A 17,490-nucleotide genomic window follows, 5' to 3' on the forward strand; every position below is an offset into this window, starting at 1 on the left:
AATTGTCCCCCCGCCAGCCGGGCGCTGGCGGGGGATACCGTTATGCGATGGCGTTCTCTTCCAGCTGACGCATAAAGTTACGCACCCAGTCCATGCGGGTTTTACGTTCCGTCAGATCCTGAGTAAATTTCAGACGCGTCGGGCCATCAAGACGGAAATGCTGCGGCTGTTTTTGCAGGAGGCCAATCAGCCACATCGGATCGACGTGGTTCTTCTCGGCAAACTCAATGACGCCGCCTTTCTCATTGCCTTCAAGTTTGCGAATGCCCAGCTTCTGCGCCTGTTGACGCAGGCGGGCAATATCCAGCAGGTTGCGCGCCGCATCGGGCAATATCCCAAAACGGTCAATCAGTTCGACTTTGATCTCTTCCAGCTCGCCTTCGCTTTTCGCGCTGGCAATGCGTTTGTAGAACGACAGACGGGTATTCACGTCAGGAATAAAATCATCCGGCAGCAGAGAAGGCATGCGCAGTTCCACTTCGATCTGCTGGCTGGTGAGATCTTCCAGAGACGGTTCACGTCCGGCTTTAAGCGCGTCGACGGCATTTTCCAGCAGCTCCATATACAGCGAGAAACCGATGGTTTCCATGGAGCCGCTCTGGTCTTCACCCAGCAGCTCACCGGCGCCGCGGATCTCCAGGTCGTGGGTCGCCAGCGCAAAGCCAGCGCCCAGATCTTCCAGCGAGGCGATAGCTTCCAGACGCTTTTGCGCGTCGGTGGTCATCGCCTTCGGATGCGGCGTCAGCAGCCAGGCGTAGGCCTGATGGTGTGAACGCCCGACACGCCCGCGCAGCTGGTGCAACTGGGCCAGGCCGAAGTGATCCGCACGTTCGATGATGATGGTGTTCGCCGTTGGAATGTCGATCCCGGTCTCAATGATGGTGGTACACACCAGCACGTTGAAACGCTGGTGGTGGAAATCGTTCATCACCCGCTCCAGCTCGCGCTCGCGCATCTGACCGTGACCAATGGCGATGCGCGCTTCCGGTACCAGCTCTGCCAGCCTGTCGGCGGCTTTCTGAATATTTTCAACGTCGTTATACAGGTAATACACCTGGCCGCCGCGCAGCACTTCGCGCAGGATCGCCTCGCGCACCACCAGATTGTCGTACTCGCGAACAAAGGTTTTCACCGCCAGACGGCGCGCCGGTGGGGTGGCGATTATCGACAGATCGCGCATGCCGCTCATCGCCATGTTCAGGGTGCGCGGGATCGGCGTTGCGGTCAGGGTCAGAATGTCGACGTCGGCGCGCATCGCTTTGATGCGCTCTTTATGGCGCACCCCGAAGCGGTGCTCTTCATCCACGATCAGCAGCCCCAGATCTTTCCACTTCACGTCGCTTTGCAGCAGCTTGTGAGTGCCGATCAGAATATCAATTTTGCCTTCGCTTGCCTGTTCCAGGATTTGCGTCTGCTCTTTGGCGCTGCGAAAACGCGACAGCATCTCTATGCGTACCGGCCAGTTGGCGAAGCGGTCGCGGAAGTTGTCGAAGTGCTGCTGGGCGAGGAGGGTAGTCGGCACCAGCACCGCCACCTGCTTGTTGTTTTCCACCGCCAGGAAGGCGGCACGCATCGCCACTTCGGTTTTGCCGAAGCCCACGTCACCGCAGACCAGGCGGTCCATGGCCAGCGGCTGGCACATGTCGCTCAGCACGGCGTTAATGGCCTGGGCCTGATCCGGCGTAGTTTCAAACGGGAAGCTGTCGCAGAACAGCTGATACTGCTCTTTATCATGCTTAAACGCATAGCCCTCTTTGGCCGCACGCTGGGCGTAAATATCCAGCAGCTCGGCGGCCACGTCGCGCACTTTTTCCGCCGCCTTCTGGCGCGCACGCGCCCAGGCATCGCCGCCCAGCTTATGCAGCGGCGCGTTGTCTTCCGCGCCCCCGGCGTAGCGACTGATCAGGTGCAGGGACGACACCGGCACGTACAGTTTGGCGTCGTTGGCGTAGGTCAGCATCAGGTATTCACCTTTGATGCCACCTGCTTCGAGGGTGGTCATCCCCTGATAGCGACCCACCCCGTGTTCAAGGTGAACGATCGGCTGGCCGGGGTGCAGTTCGGCAAGGTTACGGATCAGGGTGTCCGGGTTGATGGTGCGACGGCTGTCCTGACGACGGCGCGCGACGCGCTCGCCCAGCAGGTCGCTTTCACAAATCAACGCCAGGTTATTGAGCGTATCAATGAATCCGTGCTCGGCGGCGCCGATCATCAGGTAACGGCCATTTCCGGTCGCTTCGCTCAGACGAAGAATGCGCTTCGGCGCAACTTTGATCCGTCCCAGCAGTTCGCCCAGCGCTTCGCGGCGACCCTCACTTTCAACGGAGAAGACCACCGGCCCGGTGAAGGACTCAAGAAACTTGCGCAGATTATCAAGCGGGGATTTCTGCTGCGCCTGGACGGCCAGGTCAGGCAGCGTCCGGAACGCGAGATTGGTGTTCGCCGCCTTCTCGGTAAGCGCGTCGGTTTTGAGCTGCATGCGCGGCCAGCGTTTCAGCTCTGCGTTGAGCTCGTCGGTACGTAGCCACAGCATTTCCGGCGGCAGCAGCGGACGCATCGGGTCAACGCCCCGATTTTCAAAGCGGGCGCGCGTTTCGCTTTCAAAGCGGCTGGCGCTGGCATCGATATCCCCGGTGTTAACAATCAGTGTATTCGCCGGGAAGTAGCTGAACAGCGCCGGCAGCGGTTCGTTAAAGAACAGGGGCTGCCAGTACTCGATCCCGGCCGGAAGGGTGCCCTTGCTGACCTGCTGGTAGATATGTTCGGCATCACGCTTCACGTCGAACCTGTCGCGCCACTGGCTGCGGAACAGCTCGATGGCGGTTTTATCCGTCGGGAACTCATGGGCGGGCAGTAGGTTAATGGAGTCCACTTCCTCCAGCGTGCGCTGGGTGTCAGCGTCGAACACGCGCAGGCTGTCGATCTCATCATCAAAGAAATCCAGACGATATGGCCGATCGCTGCCCATCGGATAGAGATCCAGCAGCGCACCGCGCGTCGCGTATTCGCCGTGCTCCATCACCTGGTCGACATGTCGATAGCCGGCTCCGTCCAGCTGCACGCGCAGGGCATCGCGCGACAGGCGCTGGCCTTTTTTCATCACCAGCGCATGGCCGTGCAAATAGCTGTGCGGACAGACGCGCTGCATCAGGGTATTCACCGGCACAATCAGCACGCCGCGCTGCATGGTGGGAAGCTGATACAGCGTCGACAGGCGCGAAGAGATGATCTCCTGGTGCGGAGAAAAACTGTCGTAGGGAAGCGTTTCCCAGTCGGCCAGGCTGAATACCAGACTGTCGGTGAACTGACGAATTTCGTCGTGCAGGCGCAGAGCGTTTTGCATGTCCGGGGCAACCAGCACCACCGGCCCTGGATGCCGCTCAGCAATTTCCGCCACCAGGGTGGCGCAGGCCGCGCCCGTGAGTTCGCCCAGCTGGCGCTGGTCGCCCGCTTTGACAGGCAAGGAGTAACGATAGTGTTCAGGCATGGCTATGTCAGAGTCTCTTGGGGATATACCAACAATATTGGGGCATATCACTGATACGCAATGTCTTTATTATCCTCGATCGTTTTACATAAGCAAATCGTAACCGCACAAGAGGGAAAGTGCCCCCGGATGGGTAGAGGGTTCCTCAGTAATTTGAAAGCAGAAGCAATAACGTTGTCTTCAGACTAACTGAGGGCTTTCAGCGATGCCCTGGTCCGGCTGTAAATCGCTGAGGCGTTTCCTGAAGGCCGGGGCGAGGCGCAGGGATGCGCCGAGAGGGCGTGGCCTGCATGGATGCAGGCTCATGCCCGACCCGACAGCCGGAAGGAATAAGCCGAGGGTATCGCGAAGCGACGATTTACCGCCGGGAGCCCGGGTTGCCAGGGTGGTGGCGACTGAGCCACCCTGGCACGTTCACCGCTCGTGCGGTTATAGAATAGCAAGGAACATAAGGTGAACGGAACGAGCACCACAGCTGTATGTTCACCCTCACCCCAGCCCTCTCCCATAGGGAGAGGGAGCCGTCTGTGCAGGCCTTATTTTGTAGCCCGCATGGGACAGGGTTAGTTAGCGGGTCGTGGGCACGGGCGAAAGCCGCGCGGGAGGGGAGAAGAAAAGATCGCCAAAGAGGGCGGTTGAGAGCTTACGTGCCCCCAGCCCAACCAGCGTGCAGACGAGCAGGCTGATAAACGGGTAGACCAGAATCAGCGTTAACTCTGCCCAGATCGGCCAGTACGCCGCATTCATTTCGCGGATCATGAGCAGGCTAAACGCCTCAATTAAAATGCGGTGGGTGGTATAAATCGCGATGGTGTTTGAACCGATGACGTTCAGCAGATTATTGGGATGAACGGCATAACGCTGCTCGAAGCTGTAAAAGAGCTTCATGATAACCACGATTGACAGCAGAGAGAGCGGCAGAGGGACATTAGCGAACCACAGCACCACCGACACCGCACCAGAGGCGATGAGGATCAGCCAGCTGCGGCGCAAATTCATCCCTTTCATCCACGCCATCAACTGCGCGCCATACCATGCGCCGAGGCTGTAGTAGACCATGTTGCGCACCACGCTGTTCATTCCCCACCACGGTAACGGCAGGAAGTTGATGGCGATGCTTGCCAGCGCCAGAAGCCCCAGCATCGGCAGTTTCCAGCGGCTCAGCAGCTTACAGAGCGTAAAGTAGACCACTAAGGCGTACAAATACCATAGGCTGGTGCTGGCCGTGAGCATTCCCCGTACAAACCCTGAAACGGAATCGGCGTAGGCCGCATTGGATGCTGTCGCCAGCTCTCGCTCGGGGGCGAGCCAGGCATTCAGATGAGTCAGCGCCTGCCATTGCAGGACGCCCCACAGGGCCAAAACCCAGACAATGCTCCAGATCCGCTTGTCGAGACTGGTGCGCCAGTTCACCTCGTCAATATATCGACGGATCAAATAGCCGGAGATAAAGAAAAACACCGGCATACGGAACGGGGCAAGGTAAAGATTAAAGTAGACCCAGCATTTGGCGAGCAGGCCCGATAACGGATGCTGTAGCCCGTCCAGGTGAGGATAAAAGGTGATCACCGAGTGGTAAATCACCACCAGGCAGATACACAGACCTTTTATCTGGTTAATCCATAATGCTTTTTGTTTCATTGTGCGTGACGACCTTGTTGCCATAAACGAAAGGTCGATTGTTGTAAAATGAAACCCTGATGTAACGGGTAACAGTCTGTATCAGGACGATTTTCGGAAAAGGTGGAGGCTGTCTGGCGGAAGTTCAGTCAGTAGCATGATGATTTATCTGAATTTTTCGGAAAAATGATTACCGAATCTTACGGTTTCAGTCATTTACGCTTAGCGGATTCGCTTATATACTCGTGGGTCTGCTATCAGCAAACAGACGGATTTCATGTATCAACCTGTCGCACTCTTTATAGGCTTACGTTACATGCGTGGGCGCGCCGCGGACCGCTTCGGTCGCTTTGTCTCCTGGCTTTCGACTATTGGCATTACGCTTGGCGTGATGGCACTGGTGACGGTGCTTTCCGTCATGAACGGCTTCGAGCGCGAGCTGCAAAACAATATCCTGGGGCTGATGCCGCAGGCCGTTCTCTCTTCCACTCAGGGTTCCGTTAATCCGCAACAGCTGCCGGAAAGCGCGGTGAAGTTACAGGGTGTCACGCGCGTTGCGCCGCTCACGACGGGCGATGTGGTGCTGCAAAGCGCCCGTAGCGTGGCGGTCGGGGTGATGCTGGGTATCGATCCGGCGCAAAAAGATCCGCTGACGCCGTTCCTGGTCAATGTGAAACAAACCGACCTGGAAGCGGGTAAATACAACGTCATCCTCGGCGAGCAGCTTGCCGGGCAGCTCGGGGTCAACCGTGGCGATCAGCTGCGTGTAATGGTGCCGTCAGCCAGTCAGTTTACGCCGATGGGGCGTCTGCCAAGCCAGCGTCTGTTCAACGTGATTGGCACGTTTGCGGCGAACAGCGAAGTTGATGGTTACCAGATGCTGGTGAACATTCAGGACGCCTCGCGTCTGATGCGCTACCCCGCGGGGAATATCACCGGCTGGCGTCTGTGGCTTGATGCGCCGCTGAAGGTGGATACCCTTAGCCAGCAGACGCTACCGGAAGGGACGAAATGGCAGGACTGGCGCGACCGGAAGGGCGAACTGTTCCAGGCCGTGCGCATGGAGAAAAACATGATGGGGCTGCTGCTGAGCCTGATCGTGGCCGTTGCCGCGTTTAATATCATCACCTCGCTCGGGCTGATGGTGATGGAGAAGCAAGGCGAAGTCGCCATTCTGCAAACCCAGGGGCTGACTCCGCGCCAGATCATGGCGGTATTTATGGTCCAGGGCGCCAGCGCCGGCATCATCGGCGCGCTGCTCGGCGCGGCGCTGGGGGCGCTGCTCGCCAGCCAGCTCAACAATCTCATGCCGATTATCGGCGCGCTGCTTGATGGCGCGGCGCTGCCGGTGGCAATCGAGCCGCTCCAGGTGGTCGGTATTGCGCTGGCCGCGATGGCCATTGCGCTGCTTTCTACGCTTTATCCTTCCTGGCGGGCTGCCGCCACTCAACCCGCTGAGGCTTTACGTTATGAATAAGATCCTGTTGCAGTGCGACAACCTGTCCAAACGCTATCAGGAAGGCACTGTGCAGACCGACGTGTTGCACAATGTGAGTTTTAGCGTGGGTGAAGGCGAGATGATGGCGATTGTCGGCAGCTCCGGTTCCGGTAAAAGTACGTTGCTGCATCTGCTTGGCGGGCTGGACACGCCAACCGAAGGCGATGTGATCTTCTCCGGGCAGCCGCTGAGTAAAATGTCGTCTACGGCGAAAGCCGAGCTGCGTAACCGCGAGCTGGGCTTTATCTATCAGTTCCACCATCTGCTGCCGGACTTTACGGCGCTGGAAAACGTCGCAATGCCGCTGCTGATTGGTAAAAAGAAACCCGCTGAAATTAATGCCCGCGCCAGCGACATGCTAAAAGCGGTAGGGCTGGGTCATCGCGGAAATCACCGTCCGTCTGAGCTTTCCGGCGGTGAGCGTCAGCGTGTGGCCATCGCTCGTGCGCTGGTCAACAACCCGCGCATGGTGCTGGCGGATGAACCGACAGGTAACCTCGATGCGCGTAACGCAGACAGCATTTTCCAGCTTCTCGGCGAACTGAACGCCGCGCAGGGAACCGCGTTTCTGGTGGTCACCCACGATTTACAACTGGCTAAGCGGATGGGGCGTCAGCTGGAAATGCGCGACGGTCGTCTGAATGCTGAACTGACGCTGATGGGAGCGGAGTAATGGCTTCACCGTTATCGTTACTCATCGGGTTACGCTTTAGCCGCGGTCGTCGCCGGAGCGGGATGGTATCCCTTATCTCCGTGATCTCCACCATCGGTATCGCCCTGGGCGTGGCGGTGTTGATCGTGGGCTTAAGCGCCATGAACGGCTTTGAGCGTGAACTGAATAACCGCATTCTGGCCGTTGTCCCCCACGGTGAAATCGAGCCGGTTAACCAGCCGTGGTCCAGCTGGCGTGATGCCCTTAACAAAGTGGAAAAGGTGCCCGGCATTGCGGCGGCTGCACCTTACATCAACTTTACCGGGCTGGTAGAGAGCGGGGTAAACCTGCGCGCCATTCAGGTGAAAGGGGTAAATCCTCGTCAGGAAGAGCGTCTGAGCGCGCTGCCGCGCTATGTGCAAAATGGCGCATGGGCAAACTTTAAGGCTGGCGAGCAGCAGATCATCATGGGCAAAGGCGTTGCCGATGCGCTGAAGGTGAAGCAGGGCGACTGGGTCTCGATCATGATCCCGAACGCCAGCGCTGATCACAAATTGCAGCAGCCTAAGCGCGTCCGTCTGCACGTCACCGGTATTTTGCAACTGAGCGGCCAGCTCGATCACAGCTTCGCGATGGTGCCGCTGGAAGATGCGCGCCAGTATCTGGATATGAGCGACAGCGTGACGGGCATTGCCATTAAGGTCAACGATGTCTTCAACGCCAATAAACTGGTGCGTGACGCCGGCAGCGTGACCAATAACTATGTCTACATCAAAAGCTGGATCGGCACTTACGGGTATATGTACCGTGATATCCAGATGATCCGCGCGATTATGTATCTGGCGATGGTGCTGGTGATTGGGGTGGCGTGTTTTAATATCGTCTCGACGCTGGTCATGGCCGTTAAGGATAAGAGCGGCGACATCGCCGTGCTGCGTACCTTAGGGGCAAAGGACGGTCTTATTCGCGCCATCTTTGTCTGGTACGGTTTGCTGGCGGGGCTGTTTGGCAGCCTTTGCGGCGTGGCGATCGGCGTGGTGGTTTCCCTTCAGCTGACGCCGATTATTAACGGGATTGAAGCGCTTATTGGCCATCAGTTCCTGTCAGGCGATATCTATTTTATTGACTTCCTGCCGTCTGAACTGCACTGGCTGGACGTTATTTATGTGCTGGTTACAGCACTTTTACTGAGTCTGCTGGCAAGCTGGTATCCGGCGCGTCGCGCAAGCCGAATTGATCCGGCGAGGGTATTAAGTGGCCAGTAATTTCGTCATGGTTTAGCGGTCTTTTGGCCGCTGAATCAAACAGAGGAATGCATCATGTATTACGGATTTGATATTGGCGGCACCAAGATTGCGCTCGGCGTGTTCGATAAAGACCTTAAGCTACAATGGGAAACCCGCGTACCCACGCCGCGCGAAAGCTACGATGAATTTTTAACCGCCATTGCCGCGCTGGTGGCGCAAGCGGATGAACGCTTTGGCGTCAAAGGCAGCGTCGGCATTGGTATTCCGGGTATGCCCGAAACCGACGATGGCACGCTGTATGCTGCCAACGTTCCTGCTGCCAGCGGCAAACCGCTGCGTGCCGATCTTTCTGCTCTCCTTGAGCGCGACGTGCGCTTAGACAACGATGCCAACTGTTTTGCTCTCTCAGAGGCCTGGGACGACGAGTTTCGTCGCTATCCGCTGGTGATGGGGTTGATCCTCGGAACCGGTGTGGGGGGCGGGATAGTCATTAACGGTAAGCCCATTACCGGGCGCAGCTACATTACCGGCGAATTTGGTCATATCCGTCTGCCGGTGGATGCGCTGGATGTTGTCGGACGTGATTTCCCGTTGATCCGCTGCGGTTGTGGTCAGCACGGCTGTATTGAGAGTTACCTTTCAGGCCGTGGGTTTGCATGGCTTTATGAACACTTCTATCATCAGAAACATGACGCCCCCGAAATCATTACCCTGTGGGAACAAGGGGATGCGCAGGCGCGAGAGCACGTTGAACGCTATCTCGACCTGCTGGCCGTGTGCCTGGGGAATATCCTGACCATCGTCGATCCGGATCTGCTGGTGATCGGGGGAGGGCTGTCAAATTTCACTGCGATTACGGAACAGTTGTCCGGGCGTCTGCCCCGACATTTATTGCCGGTCGCCCGCGTGCCGCGCATTGAACGCGCGCGACACGGGGACGCAGGAGGCATGCGCGGAGCCGCATTCCTTCATCTCACCGATTAGTTTACGAGGTTATTATGCTGTCGCGTCGCCAGGGTCGACTCAGCCGTTTTCGCAAAAATAAACGCCGCTTACGTGAACGCCTGCGTCAGCGGATCTTTTTCAGAGACAGGATGATGCCAGAAGCGATGGATAAACCCAGAGTGGTGGTGTTGACCGGGGCGGGGATCTCCGCCGAATCCGGTATTCAGACCTTCCGCGCGGCGGACGGACTGTGGGAAGAACACCGAGTTGAAGATGTGGCGACGCCGGAGGGTTTCGCCCGCGACCCGGCGCTGGTACAGGCGTTCTACAACGCCCGCCGTCGCCAGCTTCAGCAGCCGGAGATTGCGCCGAATGCGGCGCACCTGGCGCTGGCAAAGCTGGAGGAAGCGCTGGGGGATCGTTTTCTGCTGGTCACGCAGAACATCGACAATCTTCACGAAAGGGCCGGAAACCACAACATCATTCACATGCACGGCGAACTGCTCAAGGTGCGGTGCGCATGGAGTGGTCAGGTGCTGGACTGGAAAGAGGACGTGCTGGACGAAGACCGCTGCCACTGCTGTCAGTTCCCTTCGCGTCTGCGTCCGCATGTGGTCTGGTTTGGCGAAATGCCGCTGGGAATGGATGAGATCTACAGCGCCCTGGCTATGGCGGACGTCTTTATCGCCATTGGTACCTCAGGACATGTCTATCCGGCGGCAGGATTTGTTCACGAAGCGCGACTGCAAGGTGCCCATACGGTGGAGCTTAATCTGGAGCCAAGCCAGGTTGGGAGCGAGTTTGAAGAGAAACATTACGGTCTGGCGAGCGAGGTGGTGCCAGCCTTTGTGGATAAACTCCTGAAGGGGCTGTAAGAGTAACGGGCGACATTGCGTCGCCCGTTATGCATTAACGGCCTGCTTTTAGCTTCTGATAATACTCTTCATACAGGCGGCTCGCGTCACCGACGTCGTTCTGCCATTCCCCTTTGCTGATGGTTTCAGCGTCCGGATAAAGCGATTTATCATTTGCCACTTCAGGGCTGAGCAGCTTCCGCGCGGCCAGGTTTGGCGTCGGGTAGCCGATGGTTTCCGCCACCTCTTTTGCCACATCCGGGCGCAGCAGGAAATTGATCAGCTTCAGAGCGCCCTCGACGTTTTTCGCATTCGCCGGGATCGCGAGGCTGTCCATCCAGAAGATGCCGCCCTCCTTCGGCCAGACCACCTCCAGCGGCGTCCCGGCCTGACGCGCCACAAACGCAGAGCCGTTCCAGACCATACCCAGATTCACTTCACCTTCCATATACGGGTTAGCCGGGTTATCCGAGTTGAACGCCGCCACGTTTGGCATCAGCTTTTTCAGTTCGTTATACGCCGCTTCGATCTCTTTCGGATCGGTGGTGTTACCGGAATAGCCGAGTTTACGCAGCGCAACCTGGAACACTTCGCGCGCATCGTCGGTTAACAGCAGGCTGCTTTTGTATTCCGGCTTCCACAGGTCAGCCCAGGATGAAACCGTTTTTGGATCAATGGCATCGCTGTTGACGCCAATTGCCGTCGCGCCCCAGATGTACGGAATGGAGTAGTCGTTGTTCGGGTCGAACGGCTTGTTTAGCATCTCAGGATCGAGGTTTGAAAAATTGGTTAGCTTCGTTTTGTCGATCTTCTGGATCATGCCTTCTTTGCGCATCTTGTCGACGAAATAGGTCGACGGCACCACCAGGTCATACGCGCCATCTTTATAGGTTTTGAGCTTGGCGTACATGGTTTCATTCGACTCGTAGGTCGAATAGATCACCTTGATGCCCGTCTCTTTGGTGAACTGCTCCAGCAGGCCCGGCGGCACATACTCGGTCCAGTTGTAGAAATAGAGCGTTTTGCTGTCATCAGCATGCGCGGCGCCCATTCCGAGCACTAATGCCGCAGCGGCAAGCATTTTTTTCATTTCTGTGTCCCCTGAGATTTTGTTTTATCACGAGCAATAACCTGGCTGGCAATCACCAGAACCAGCGATAACACCAACAGAATAGTCGCCAGCGCGTTCACTTCGGGTGAAACACCGACTTTAACCATTGAGTAGATCTTCAACGGCAGAATTTCATAGCTCGGCCCGGTGACGAAGGAGGACACGACCACGTCGTCCATCGACAGGGTAAAGCTGAGCAGCCATCCTGCTGCCACGGCGGGCATCGCCAGCGGCAGAATGATTTTGCGCAGAATGGTCATCTCGCTCGCACCCAGATCTTTCGCCGCTTCCAGCATGCGTACGTCGAACCCTTTCAGACGCGCGTAGACGGTTACCACCACAAACGGCAGACAGAAGGTGATATGCGAGAACAGCAGCGACCAGAAACCGAGCTGGACGCCCAGCAGCATAAACAGCACCAGCAGTGAAATGGCCATCACGATATCCGGGGACATCATCACCACAAACAGCATGCCACTGACGAACGGCTTACCGCGAAAACGGTAGCGGTACAGCGCCACGGCGGTCAGTGAGCCAATCAGCGTCGCGAAGGTGGCAGAAAATACCGCCATCGTCAGCGAGTGCTGAGCGGCCTGTAGCAGGCTGTCATTGTTCATCAGCAGGCCATACCATTTGGTGGTAAACCCTTGCCAGTTGATCCCAAAGCGTGAGCTGTTAAAGGAGTTCACGATCAAAATGATTATCGGAATATAGAGATACGCATAAATGGCGGTCATAAAACCGCCGCGAAGCAGTCGACCGATCATTCCAGCTCCACCTTCTTATTCAGCAGGCGTGAGGCACGCCAGTAAACCAGCAGCATCAGCCCCATCACCACCGTCAGCGTTATGCTGGTGGCCGAGCCGAACGGCCAGTCGCGGATATTCAGGAACTGGCTCTTAATCACGTTACCGATCAGCAGGTTTTTCGCCCCGCCCATCAGATCCGATACGTAGAACAGGCCCATCGCAGGCAGCATGACCAGCAGACAGCCGGCGATAATACCCGGCATGGTCAGCGGAATAATGATGCGGACAAAGGTTTGTAACTTACTGGCGCCCAGGTCTTTCGCCGCTTCCAGCAGCGGTTTATCGAGCTTTTCAATGCTGGAGTAGAGCGGCATCACCATAAACGGCAGCAGGATATAGACCAGGCCGACAATTACCGCGCCCGGGGTGAACATGATGCGGATCGGCGTCTCGATCACCCCCAGCCACAGCAGAAACTCGTTCAGATAACCTTTGGTGCTGAGGAAGATTTTCAGCCCGTAGATGCGGATTAACGAGTTGGTCCAGAAGGGTACAATCAGTAAAAACAGCAGCAGCGGCCGTACTTTTTGCGGCAGGCGGGCCAGGAACCAGGCGAATGGATACCCCAGCACCAGACAGGCGAGGGTAGCAATCAGCGCCATATTGAGCGAGTGCAGCAGCACGTCAAAATAGAGCGGATCGAGCAGGCGCGCGTAGTTGTCCAGCGTAAAGACCATCGCGACGAAGTTCGCGTCGTCGCGGGTCAGGAAGCTGGTTACGATGATCATCAGGTTGGGTAGAAAGACAAACAACACAAGCCAACCGACGATCGTGGCAATCACCACATTCTGGAACTTACTTGTGTTCTTCATCAGCCAGTACAACCTCCCAGCTTTCTACCCAGTTGATGACCATTTTCTGATCCAGCGAGTGGTCGAAGTCCGGATCGTCCTCGTTAAAGAACTCGCTGACCATCACCATTTTGCCGTTTTCCAGTTCCACAACGGATTCGAGGGTCATTCCCTTGTAGTTGCGTTCGCGAACGTAACCGATCAGACCTTCGACGTCAGCCGTGTCGTGGATCTCATCAACGCGGAGATCTTCCGGGCGCAGCAGGACGTTGAGCTTTTGACCCTTCTCGACGGCAAAGTTGACGGTAATATTGCATTCGCGGCCTTCCACGTTCGCGCGAACGCGCCGATCGTCCAGATGCTCGATCACCGTGGCGTTAAAGATATTGATTTCGCCAATAAAGCTGGCGACGAACAGGTTTTTCGGCTCTTCGTAAATTTCACGCGGGGTGCCATCCTGCTCAATCTTGCCGTCGCGCATCACCACGATACGGTCTGACATGGTCAGGGCTTCTTCCTGATCGTGCGTGACAAACACGAACGTGATGCCGAGCTTACGCTGAAGCGCTTTCAGCTCGTTCTGCATCTGCTTGCGTAGCTTGTAGTCCAGCGCGGAGAGGGATTCATCCAGCAGGAGCAGGCGAGGTTTGTTGACCACGGCGCGGGCAATGGCCACACGCTGCTGCTGACCACCGGAAAGTTGATGCGGCTTGCGCTGGGCGAACGCCTCCAGCTGTACCATACGCAGGGCTTCGGTAACCCGAGGTGGGATCTCGCTGGCCGGTGTTTTTTGCATCCGCAGGCCAAACGCCACGTTCTCAAACACGGTCATGTGCGGGAACAGGGCATAGCTCTGAAAGACGGTATTGACGTGGCGATCTTCGGCTGGAACCTGGGTTATGTCCTGGTTCTCAAGATGGATATGGCCGTTATCGACGCTTTCCAGCCCGGCGATAAGGCGCAGGACGGTGGTTTTGCCGCAGCCGGAGGGGCCGAGCAGCGTGAGAAACTCACCGTCATTGATGGTCAGATTAAGGTCGGAAATGACATCTTTGCCATCGAAACTTTTACGAATTCGTTCCAGTTGCACCAGCGGTGAAAGGGAACGGGGTTGTGTATTCAATTTTCGCGCTGTCCCATATAGACGCCTCAGGCAGCAGACTGAAGCGGGGTTTGTGTGTAACCACCTTGGTGACTCGTAATGAGGGCGGACATTCTACGGCAAACCCATTGAATCGCCAATCCTTCTCACTTATTCATAAGCTACATTTATTAACGCACAACGATATAAACGTAAAAAGTTCTCGTTTGCGGGATAAAAGTGACCTGACGCAATATTTGCGTTTTGCTGCTTAATGATAATGTTGTCACAAAAAGTGAGGGTGACTGCATGGATAAACTACTTGAGCGTTTCTTACATTACGTTTCGCTGGATACCCAATCTAAGCCGGGGGTCCGACAGGTGCCAAGCACCGAAGGCCAGTGGAAGCTGCTAAATCTGCTGAAAGAGCAGCTGGAGGCCATGGGGCTGGTTGATGTCACGCTCAGCGAAAAAGGGACCGTGATGGGAACGCTGCCGGCGAATATTGACGGCGATATCCCGGCAATTGGCTTTATTTCTCATGTCGATACCTCACCTGATTTTAGCGGTAAACACGTAAACCCGCAGATTGTTGAAAACTACCGCGGCGGTGATATTGCGCTGGGCATTGGCGACGAAGTGCTGTCGCCGGTGATGTTCCCGGTACTGCATCAGCTGCTGGGGCAGACGTTAATCACCACTGACGGCAAAACCTTGCTGGGGGCCGATGACAAAGCGGGCATCGCCGAGATCATGACGGCGCTGGCGGTGCTGAAGGGCAAAAATATCCCACATGGCGATATCCGCGTGGCCTTCACGCCGGATGAAGAGGTTGGAAAAGGCGCGAAACACTTTGACGTTGAGGCGTTTAACGCGCAGTGGGCCTACACCGTCGACGGTGGCGGCGTAGGTGAACTTGAGTATGAAAACTTTAACGCGGCATCGGTGACGATCAAAATCGTTGGGAATAACGTGCACCCGGGGTCTGCGAAAGGGGTGATGGTGAATGCGCTGTCGCTGGCTGCGCGTATTCATGCGGAAGTGCCCGCCGAAGAGAGCCCGGAGATGACGGAAGGGTATGAGGGTTTTTATCATCTGACCAGCATCAAGGGGACCGTGGACAGCGCGCAGATGCACTATATTGTCCGCGATTTCGACCGCAAAGCCTTTGAAGCACGCAAACGTAAGATGATGGAGATCGCGAAAAAGGTCGGCAAGGGGCTACATCCGGATTGCTATATTGAACTCATCATCGAAGATAGCTATTACAATATGCGCGATAAGGTGATGGAGCATCCGCATATTCTTGATATCGCCCAGCAGGCGATGCGCGATTGTGACATCGAGCCGGTGATGAAACCGATCCGTGGCGGTACCGATGGTTCACAGCTGTCGTTTATGGGCCTGCCGTGCCCGAACCTGTTTACTGGTGGATATAACTACCACGGCAAGCATGAATTCGTGACGCTGGAAGGGATGGAGAAAGCGGTGCAGGTGATCGTGCGGATAGCGGAGTTAACCGCGAAGCGGTAATGTTTTATGCCGGGTGGCGGCTACGCCTTACCGGGCCTACGGGTGCAATATGTAGGCCGGGTAAGGCGTAGCCGCCACCCGGCACATGAACAGGGAGTTCAAATGTCAAACTACCGCCGCCACTACATCCCCGGTGGGACCTGGTTTTTCACCGTCAATCTGCAAAACCGCCAGAGCGATTTACTTACTCGCCACATCGACAGCCTGCGTTCCGCTACCGCCACGGTTAAGCGTGCGAAGCCCTTTACCATTAACGCCTGGGTTATCCTGCCTGAACATATGCACTGTATCTGGACCCTGCCGGAAGGAGACAGTGACTTTTCAGCGCGCTGGCGCGACATCAAAAAAACGTTTAGCCGCAACATTGAAATGCGCCACGTCTGGCAAACGCGTTTCTGGGAGCACACTATTCGCAATGAGCAGGATTATCGGCGGCATATGGATTACGTCTACATCAATCCGCTGAAGCATGGCTATGTCGGGAAAGTCGTCGACTGGCCATATTCAACGTTTCATCGGGACGTGCGGGAAGGGTTATATCCGGCAGACTGGGCGGGTGAGATTGAGGATTTTGCGGCGGGGGAGCGGAAGTAAAACAAAGCCGGGTGGCGGCTACGCCTTACCCGGCCTACATTTCGATCGTAGGCCCGGTAAGCGCAGCGTCACCGGGCATTAAAGCGGCTCAGTCCTCAAAAAACCAGTACCCGCTGTTCACCAGCGCAGCCAGCATGGCGAGGAAGGAGGGATCGTCCAGTGCGTCGCCAAAGGTATCCGCAGTCAGCACCATATGGCTGGCAATCGCTTCCAGCGCCGGGCGATGAGGAGAGTCCAGGCGCTCGCCGTTGACGAATACCTCTTCGCCAATGCGCAGTACGCGTAATCCGCCCATACGAACCAGCTTATCGCCCTGCTGGAGCGCATCATAAATTTCATCTGCCTGATAAGGCGGCTCTGGCGGTGCGACGTCCAGTTCGTGACGCGACTGGCTGATAAACTCGCCAAACCACTGTCTGAAGTGCTCCGGTTCGTTGATCAGATCCAGCATCATCCCGCGCAGCTTATCCAGCTCCTCTGGCAGAATATCCGCCGGGTGTTCACGCGCCGGAACGTCCGGATCGCTGTAACGGTAGCTGCCCAGCTCACGCTGTAAAACATAGTCAGCAAATCCGCTGATCATCTCGCGCCCGCTTGGCGCGCGGAAACCAACCGAATAGTTCAGCGAGTTTTCCAGGGAATAACCTTCATGCGGGAAGCCCGGTGGGATATAAAGAATGTCGCCTGGCTCCAGCTCTTCATCAATGATCCCTTCAAACGGATCAACCTGGAGCAGATCCGGGTGCGGGCAGTGCTGCTTCATTGGCACTTTTTCGCCCACGCGCCAGCGACGGCGACCGGTACCCTGAATGATAAACACGTCGTACTGATCCAGATGCGGACCCACGCCGCCACCGGGAACGGAGAAGGAGATCATCAGATCGTCCATGCGCCAGTCTGGCAGGGCGCGGAAGGGACGCATTAAGGCTGCGGTGGGTTCGTGCCAGTTGTTGACCGCCTGCACCAGTAAAGACCAGTTGTTTTCGCCCAGGTGATCGTAGCTTTCAAAGGGACCGTGGCTGACCTGCCATTTCCCGTCCTGGTGGCTCACCAGACGGCTGTCTACCTCGTTTTCCATCGCCAGACCAGCGAGTTCGTCAGGAGAAATAGGGTCGATAAAATTGCTGATCCCGCGTTTAAGAACGACCGGGCGTTTTTGCCAGTAACGTTCAATAAATTCGGGCCAGTTAAGCGTTAATTGATAATCCATATTTTTGTATTCCGCAGGCTCTTACTGAGACGGATTATAACGGAAGCACCGCCCCCTG

Annotated in this window: 14 protein-coding genes; 7 read left to right on the plus strand and 7 right to left on the minus strand. The window is 56.5% G+C overall.

Features of this window, described 5'->3' with window-relative positions; all coding sequences use genetic code 11:
• Positions 1-40: 40 nt before the first annotated feature.
• Complete coding sequence (mfd, locus tag RS584_RS08385) at positions 41-3,487, minus strand: transcription-repair coupling factor (protein ID WP_315749327.1); 3,447 nt, start codon at positions 3,485-3,487, stop codon at positions 41-43.
• Positions 3,488-4,054: 567 nt separating this feature from the next.
• Positions 4,055-5,128, minus strand: coding sequence for an acyltransferase family protein (locus RS584_RS08390; protein WP_017693630.1), 1,074 nt, complete (start codon positions 5,126-5,128; stop codon positions 4,055-4,057).
• Positions 5,129-5,384: 256 nt separating this feature from the next.
• Between RS584_RS08390 and lolC the strand changes: the two genes are divergently transcribed.
• The 5 genes from lolC to cobB are packed head-to-tail and all read left to right on the plus strand — an operon-like array spanning position 5,385 to position 10,324.
• Positions 5,385-6,584 carry a lipoprotein-releasing ABC transporter permease subunit LolC gene (gene lolC, locus RS584_RS08395; RefSeq protein WP_017384712.1) on the plus strand — a complete coding sequence of 400 codons (1,200 nt, stop codon included), beginning with the start codon at positions 5,385-5,387 and terminating at the stop codon, positions 6,582-6,584.
• A complete protein-coding gene (gene lolD / locus RS584_RS08400; protein ID WP_315749330.1) occupies positions 6,577-7,278 on the plus strand; it encodes a lipoprotein-releasing ABC transporter ATP-binding protein LolD in 702 nt (233 codons plus the stop codon). The genes lolC and lolD overlap by 8 nt, the downstream gene beginning before the upstream one ends.
• The gene (gene lolE, locus RS584_RS08405; protein ID WP_017384711.1) at positions 7,278-8,522 is read left to right on the plus strand and encodes a lipoprotein-releasing ABC transporter permease subunit LolE; all 1,245 of its coding nucleotides are present in this window, start codon (positions 7,278-7,280) and stop codon (positions 8,520-8,522) included. The genes lolD and lolE overlap by 1 nt, the downstream gene beginning before the upstream one ends.
• Positions 8,523-8,576: 54 nt before the next feature.
• A complete protein-coding gene (gene nagK / locus RS584_RS08410; RefSeq protein WP_047062615.1) occupies positions 8,577-9,488 on the plus strand; it encodes an N-acetylglucosamine kinase in 912 nt (303 codons plus the stop codon).
• Positions 9,489-9,502: 14 nt separating this feature from the next.
• Positions 9,503-10,324 carry a Sir2 family NAD+-dependent deacetylase gene (cobB, locus tag RS584_RS08415; protein WP_006809226.1) on the plus strand — a complete coding sequence of 274 codons (822 nt, stop codon included), beginning with the start codon at positions 9,503-9,505 and terminating at the stop codon, positions 10,322-10,324.
• A gap of 34 nt (positions 10,325-10,358) precedes the next feature.
• Here cobB and potD read toward each other — a convergent pair whose 3' ends face one another.
• Genes potD through potA form a run of 4 tightly spaced genes read right to left on the minus strand, consistent with a single transcriptional unit; the run spans position 10,359 to position 14,167 of the window.
• Positions 10,359-11,393, minus strand: a complete 1,035-nt coding sequence (gene potD, locus RS584_RS08420; protein WP_015570806.1) for a spermidine/putrescine ABC transporter substrate-binding protein PotD — start codon at positions 11,391-11,393, stop codon at positions 10,359-10,361.
• Complete coding sequence (gene potC, locus RS584_RS08425; protein WP_015570805.1) at positions 11,390-12,181, minus strand: spermidine/putrescine ABC transporter permease PotC; 792 nt, start codon at positions 12,179-12,181, stop codon at positions 11,390-11,392. Before potC ends, potD begins: the two co-directional genes overlap by 4 nt.
• Positions 12,178-13,035 (minus strand): spermidine/putrescine ABC transporter permease PotB, encoded by an 858-nt coding sequence (gene potB, locus RS584_RS08430; protein WP_017693625.1) that lies wholly within the window; start codon positions 13,033-13,035, stop codon positions 12,178-12,180. Before potB ends, potC begins: the two co-directional genes overlap by 4 nt.
• Positions 13,019-14,167, minus strand: coding sequence for a spermidine/putrescine ABC transporter ATP-binding protein PotA (potA, locus tag RS584_RS08435; protein ID WP_162837483.1), 1,149 nt, complete (start codon positions 14,165-14,167; stop codon positions 13,019-13,021). The genes potB and potA overlap by 17 nt, the downstream gene beginning before the upstream one ends.
• A 237-nt stretch (positions 14,168-14,404) precedes the next feature.
• Here potA and pepT point away from each other — a divergent pair, with 237 nt between their 5' ends.
• Both pepT and RS584_RS08445 read left to right on the plus strand, forming a co-directional pair.
• Positions 14,405-15,628, plus strand: coding sequence for a peptidase T (gene pepT / locus RS584_RS08440; RefSeq protein ID WP_006809220.1), 1,224 nt, complete (start codon positions 14,405-14,407; stop codon positions 15,626-15,628).
• A 102-nt stretch (positions 15,629-15,730) separates the two neighbouring features.
• Positions 15,731-16,222, plus strand: coding sequence for an REP-associated tyrosine transposase (locus tag RS584_RS08445; RefSeq protein ID WP_315749334.1), 492 nt, complete (start codon positions 15,731-15,733; stop codon positions 16,220-16,222).
• Positions 16,223-16,310: 88 nt separating this feature from the next.
• Here the strand turns inward: RS584_RS08445 and RS584_RS08450 are convergent, their stop codons facing one another.
• Entirely contained in the window at positions 16,311-17,432 is a 1,122-nt protein-coding gene (locus tag RS584_RS08450; RefSeq protein WP_315749336.1) for a cupin domain-containing protein, read from the minus strand.
• Positions 17,433-17,490 lie beyond the last annotated feature (58 nt).

The sequence above is a fragment of the Enterobacter sp. DTU_2021_1002640_1_SI_PRY_ASU_LCPMC_013 genome (assembly GCF_032389435.1).
GTDB lineage: Bacteria > Pseudomonadota > Gammaproteobacteria > Enterobacterales > Enterobacteriaceae > Enterobacter > Enterobacter hormaechei_C.

Bases quoted from the DNA above. Each gene is read 5' to 3' on its own strand.
- mfd (WP_315749327.1), bottom strand. From the start codon at position 3,487: ATGCCTGAACACTATCGTTACTCCTTGCCTGTCAAAGCGGGCGACCAG.
- RS584_RS08390 (WP_017693630.1), bottom strand. From the start codon at position 5,128: ATGAAACAAAAAGCATTATGGATTAACCAGATAAAAGGTCTGTGTATC.
- lolC (WP_017384712.1), top strand. From the start codon at position 5,385: ATGTATCAACCTGTCGCACTCTTTATAGGCTTACGTTACATGCGTGGG.
- lolD (WP_315749330.1), top strand. From the start codon at position 6,577: ATGAATAAGATCCTGTTGCAGTGCGACAACCTGTCCAAACGCTATCAG.
- lolE (WP_017384711.1), top strand. From the start codon at position 7,278: ATGGCTTCACCGTTATCGTTACTCATCGGGTTACGCTTTAGCCGCGGT.
- nagK (WP_047062615.1), top strand. From the start codon at position 8,577: ATGTATTACGGATTTGATATTGGCGGCACCAAGATTGCGCTCGGCGTG.
- cobB (WP_006809226.1), top strand. From the start codon at position 9,503: ATGCTGTCGCGTCGCCAGGGTCGACTCAGCCGTTTTCGCAAAAATAAA.
- potD (WP_015570806.1), bottom strand. From the start codon at position 11,393: ATGAAAAAAATGCTTGCCGCTGCGGCATTAGTGCTCGGAATGGGCGCC.
- potC (WP_015570805.1), bottom strand. From the start codon at position 12,181: ATGATCGGTCGACTGCTTCGCGGCGGTTTTATGACCGCCATTTATGCG.
- potB (WP_017693625.1), bottom strand. From the start codon at position 13,035: ATGAAGAACACAAGTAAGTTCCAGAATGTGGTGATTGCCACGATCGTC.
- pepT (WP_006809220.1), top strand. From the start codon at position 14,405: ATGGATAAACTACTTGAGCGTTTCTTACATTACGTTTCGCTGGATACC.
- RS584_RS08445 (WP_315749334.1), top strand. From the start codon at position 15,731: ATGTCAAACTACCGCCGCCACTACATCCCCGGTGGGACCTGGTTTTTC.
- RS584_RS08450 (WP_315749336.1), bottom strand. From the start codon at position 17,432: ATGGATTATCAATTAACGCTTAACTGGCCCGAATTTATTGAACGTTAC.